The sequence below is a fragment of the Rhodococcus sp. 15-725-2-2b genome (assembly GCF_002259075.1).
In the GTDB taxonomy this organism is placed as follows: domain Bacteria; phylum Actinomycetota; class Actinomycetes; order Mycobacteriales; family Mycobacteriaceae; genus Rhodococcoides.
Map to the genome: position 1 here is coordinate 1 of NZ_NPFL01000032.1, position 5,269 is coordinate 5,269.

3 rRNA genes are annotated in these 5,269 nt (G+C 56.1%); all 3 read right to left on the reverse strand.

Annotated elements, in window-relative coordinates:
• Window positions 1-2 precede the first annotated feature (2 nt).
• A 5S ribosomal RNA gene (rrf, locus tag CH306_RS28700) occupies window positions 3-119 on the reverse strand.
• 133 nt (window positions 120-252) lie between these two features.
• Window positions 253-3,406 (reverse strand): 23S ribosomal RNA (locus tag CH306_RS28705).
• A 341-nt stretch (window positions 3,407-3,747) separates the two neighbouring features.
• A 16S ribosomal RNA gene (locus CH306_RS28710) occupies window positions 3,748-5,265 on the reverse strand.
• The 16S, 23S and 5S rRNA genes sit together here, the layout of an rRNA operon.
• Between the last annotated feature and the right edge of the window lie 4 nt (window positions 5,266-5,269).

Sequence of the window (5,269 nt, forward strand, 5' to 3'; positions counted from 1 at the left end):
GTGTTCGGCGGTGTCCTACTCTCCCACACCCTGTCGAGTGCAGTACCATCGGCGCTGGAGGGCTTAGCTTCCGGGTTCGGAATGGGACCGGGCGTTTCCCCTCCGCTATGGCCGCCGTAACTCTGCGAAACAGTTACACACGGAACATCAGCGGTGCCACCGGATCTGGATCGGTGACGTACTGGGTTCATTCAATTGTTGTGCTGAAACGTGTGTTGTTTCAGATATTGCACAGTGGACGCGTAGCTTCTTTGTGGTAAGTCCTCGGCCTATTAGTACCAGTCACCTGCACCCATTACTGGGCTTCCAGTTCTGGCCTATCAACCCGGTGGTCTGCCGGGGGCCTTACCCCCTCGAGGGGGTGAGAAACCTCATCTTGGAACAGGCTTCCCGCTTAGATGCTTTCAGCGGTTATCCCTTCCGAACGTAGCCAACCAGCGGTGCTCCTGGTGGAACAACTGGCACACCAGAGGTTCGTCCGTCCCGGTCCTCTCGTACTAGGGACAGCCTTCCTCAAGTTTCTTACGCGCGCGGCGGATAGAGACCGAACTGTCTCACGACGTTCTAAACCCAGCTCGCGTGCCGCTTTAATGGGCGAACAGCCCAACCCTTGGGACCTACTCCAGCCCCAGGATGCGACGAGCCGACATCGAGGTGCCAAACCATCCCGTCGATATGGACTCTTGGGGAAGATCAGCCTGTTATCCCCGGGGTACCTTTTATCCGTTGAGCGACACCGCTTCCACTTGCCGGTGCCGGATCACTAGTCCCGACTTTCGTCCCTGCTCGACTTGTCAGTCTCACAGTCAAGCTCCCTTGTGCACTTGCACTCGACACCTGATTGCCAACCAGGCTGAGGGAACCTTTGGGCGCCTCCGTTACATTTTAGGAGGCAACCGCCCCAGTTAAACTACCCACCAGGCACTGTCCCTGAACCAGATCATGGTCCGAGGTTGAGGTATCCAATACGATCAGAGTGGTATTTCAACAACGACTCCACAGTAACTGGCGTCACCGCTTCACAGTCTCCCACCTATCCTACACAAACCGAACCGAACACCAATACCAAGCTGTAGTGAAGGTCCCGGGGTCTTTTCGTCCTGCCGCGCGTAACGAGCATCTTTACTCGTAATGCAATTTCGCCGAGTCTATGGTTGAGACAGCTGAGAAGTCGTTACGCCATTCGTGCAGGTCGGAACTTACCCGACAAGGAATTTCGCTACCTTAGGATGGTTATAGTTACCACCGCCGTTTACTGGGGCTTAAATTCTCAGCTTCGCCATCACTGGCTAACCGGTCCTCTTAACCTTCCAGCACCGGGCAGGCGTCAGTCCGTATACATCGTCTTACGACTTCGCACGGACCTGTGTTTTTAGTAAACAGTCGCTTCTCACTGGTCTCTGCGGCCCACACCAGCTCACACTGCAAGAGTGATCACCGGCAGGGGCCCCCCTTCTCCCGAAGTTACGGGGGCATTTTGCCGAGTTCCTTAACCATAGTTATCTCGATCGCCTTAGTATTCTCTACCTGACCACCTGTGTCGGTTTGGGGTACGGGCCGTGTAACAACTCACTAGAGGCTTTTCTCGGCAGCATAGGATCACTGAATTCGCCTCAATCGGCTACGCATCACCTCTCAGGTATGTGAACGGCGGATTTGCCTACCGTTCGCCCTACAGGCTTACACCAGTACAACCACTGACTGGCCCAGCTACCTTCCTGCGTCACCCCATCGCTTGGCTACTACCAGATCAGGTCCCACGCATCCACCCGCCCCCGCACACCCGAAGGCGTGAAGTAAGCGAGATTCAGGGTGGTTAGTATCACTGATTCACCATGGGCGCGGTTACACGGGTACGGGAATATCAACCCGTTGTCCATCGGCTACGCCTGTCGGCCTCGTCTTAGGTCCCGACTCACCCTGGGCGGATTAACCTGGCCCAGGAACCCTTGGTCATTCGGCGGACGAGTTTCTCACTCGTCTTTCGCTACTCATGCCTGCATTCTCACTCGCGCAGCCTCCACACCTGGATCACTCCGATGCTTCCATGGCTGCACGACGCTCCCCTACCCACCCACACACCTGGCTGAACCCTCGCAAGAGAACAGCGGGCTGTTGTGTGAGTGCCGCAGCTTCGGTGGTGTACTTGAGCCCCGCTACATTGTCGGCGCAGGATCACTTGACCAGTGAGCTATTACGCACTCTTTCAAGGGTGGCTGCTTCTAAGCCAACCTCCTGGTTGTCTTCGCGACCCCACATCCTTTTCCACTTAGTACACGCTTAGGGACCTTAGCTGGCGATCTGGGCTGTTTCCCTCTCGACTACGAACCTTATCGCCCGCAGTCTCACTGCCACGCTCTCACTCACCGGCATTCGGAGTTTGGCTGATTTCGGTAAGCTTGTAGGCCCCCTAGACCATCCAGTAGCTCTACCTCCGGTGAGAAACACGTGACGCTGCACCTAAATGCATTTCGGGGAGAACCAGCTATCACGGAGTTTGATTGGCCTTTCACCCCTACCCACAACTCATCCCCTCAGTTTTCAACCTAAGTGGGTTCGGTCCTCCACGACGTCTTACCGTCGCTTCAACCTGGCCATGGGTAGATCACTCCGCTTCGGGTCTAGAACACGCCACTACACCACACAAGGTGGATACGCCCTATTCGGACTCGCTTTCGCTACGGCTACCCCACACGGGTTAACCTCGCGACATGCCACTAACTCGCAGGCTCATTCTTCAAAAGGCACGCCATCACCACCAGTGACAAGTCACTCGACGGCTTTGACGGATTGTAAGCGCACGGTTTCAGGTACTATTTCACTCCCCTCCCGGGGTACTTTTCACCTTTCCCTCACGGTACTAGTCCGCTATCGGTCACCAGGGAGTATTCAGGCTTATCGGGTGGTCCCGACAGATTCACAGCAGATTTCACGGGCCCGCTGCTACTTGGGTATCCACAACGACAGTTGCAATGTTTTCGTCTACGGGACTCTCACCCTCTACGACAGGCCGTTCCAGACCACTTCGACTAACACCACAATTTCTCACTGTCGGCCGATCCGGCAGAATCGACAATGCAAACCCCACAACCCTCCATACGCAACCCCTGCCGGGTATCACACGCACAAAGTTTGGCCTCATCCGCTTTCGCTCGCCACTACTCACGGAATCACTATTGTTTTCTCTTCCTGTGGGTACTGAGATGTTTCACTTCCCCACGTTCCCTCCACACACCCTATATATTCAGGTGCAGGTAACACGACATCACTCGTGCTGGGTTTCCCCATTCGGACACCCTCGGATCACAGCTCGGTTGACAGCTCCCCGAGGCTTATCGCAGCCTCCTACGTCCTTCATCGGCTCCTGGTGCCAAGGCATCCACCGTACGCTCTTCATTACTTACAACAAAGATGCTCGCGTCCACTGTGCAATTCTCAAACAACACACAACCAAGAAACCACACGTGCTACCAGCCACCACCGAAGCGATGCGATGTAAACACAATCTCTTGCCCGTATACGTCTTGCCTAGAAAGAAACATGCTTTCGCGTGTTCTCTCAGGACCCAACAGTGCATCGATATAACTCGTTCGGCCACCGGCATTGCCGGCGACACGATGAACGAATTGGTTGTCAGTGTTCCACCCGTGAGCTCCCGCCGTTCCACGTGTGGGAACGAAACGGGCTCTGCCAGACCATCATCCGAGCACCTGTGTGCTGGTACATGTTCTGGAGAATGCTCCTTAGAAAGGAGGTGATCCAGCCGCACCTTCCGGTACGGCTACCTTGTTACGACTTCGTCCCAATCGCCGATCCCACCTTCGACGGCTCCCTCCCACAAGGGGTTAGGCCACCGGCTTCGGGTGTTACCGACTTTCATGACGTGACGGGCGGTGTGTACAAGGCCCGGGAACGTATTCACCGCAGCGTTGCTGATCTGCGATTACTAGCGACTCCGACTTCACGGGGTCGAGTTGCAGACCCCGATCCGAACTGAGACCAGCTTTAAGGGATTCGCTCCACCTCACGGTCTCGCAGCCCTCTGTACTGGCCATTGTAGCATGTGTGAAGCCCTGGACATAAGGGGCATGATGACTTGACGTCGTCCCCACCTTCCTCCGAGTTGACCCCGGCAGTCTCTTACGAGTCCCCGCCATAACGCGCTGGCAACATAAGACAAGGGTTGCGCTCGTTGCGGGACTTAACCCAACATCTCACGACACGAGCTGACGACAGCCATGCACCACCTGTACACCGACCACAAGGGGGACCGTATCTCTACGGTTTTCCGGTGTATGTCAAACCCAGGTAAGGTTCTTCGCGTTGCATCGAATTAATCCACATGCTCCGCCGCTTGTGCGGGCCCCCGTCAATTCCTTTGAGTTTTAGCCTTGCGGCCGTACTCCCCAGGCGGGGCGCTTAATGCGTTAGCTACGGCACAGATCCCGTGGAAGGAACCCACACCTAGCGCCCACCGTTTACGGCGTGGACTACCAGGGTATCTAATCCTGTTTGCTACCCACGCTTTCGTTCCTCAGCGTCAGTTGTTTCCCAGAGACCCGCCTTCGCCACCGGTGTTCCTCCTGATATCTGCGCATTTCACCGCTACACCAGGAATTCCAGTCTCCCCTGAAACACTCAAGTCTGCCCGTATCGCCTGCAAGCCCGAAGTTGAGCCCCGGGTTTTCACAAACGACGCGACAAACCGCCTACGAACTCTTTACGCCCAGTAATTCCGGACAACGCTCGCACCCTACGTATTACCGCGGCTGCTGGCACGTAGTTAGCCGGTGCTTCTTCTGCAGGTACCGTCACTCACGCTTCGTCCCTGCTGAAAGAGGTTTACAACCCGAAGGCCTTCATCCCTCACGCGGCGTCGCTGCATCAGGCTTCCGCCCATTGTGCAATATTCCCCACTGCTGCCTCCCGTAGGAGTCTGGGCCGTGTCTCAGTCCCAGTGTGGCCGGTCACCCTCTCAGGTCGGCTACCCGTCGTCGCCTTGGTAGGCCATTACCCCACCAACAAGCTGATAGGCCGCGGGCCCATCCTGCACCGATAAATCTTTCCACCACACACCATGCGGCATGCGGTCATATCCGGTATTAGACCCAGTTTCCCAAGCTTATCCCAGAGTGCAGGGCAGATCACCCACGTGTTACTCACCCGTTCGCCGCTCGTGTACCCCGAAAGGCCTTACCGCTCGACTTGCATGTGTTAAGCACGCCGCCAGCGTTCGTCCTGAGCCAGGATCAAACTCTCCGTAAAAGAC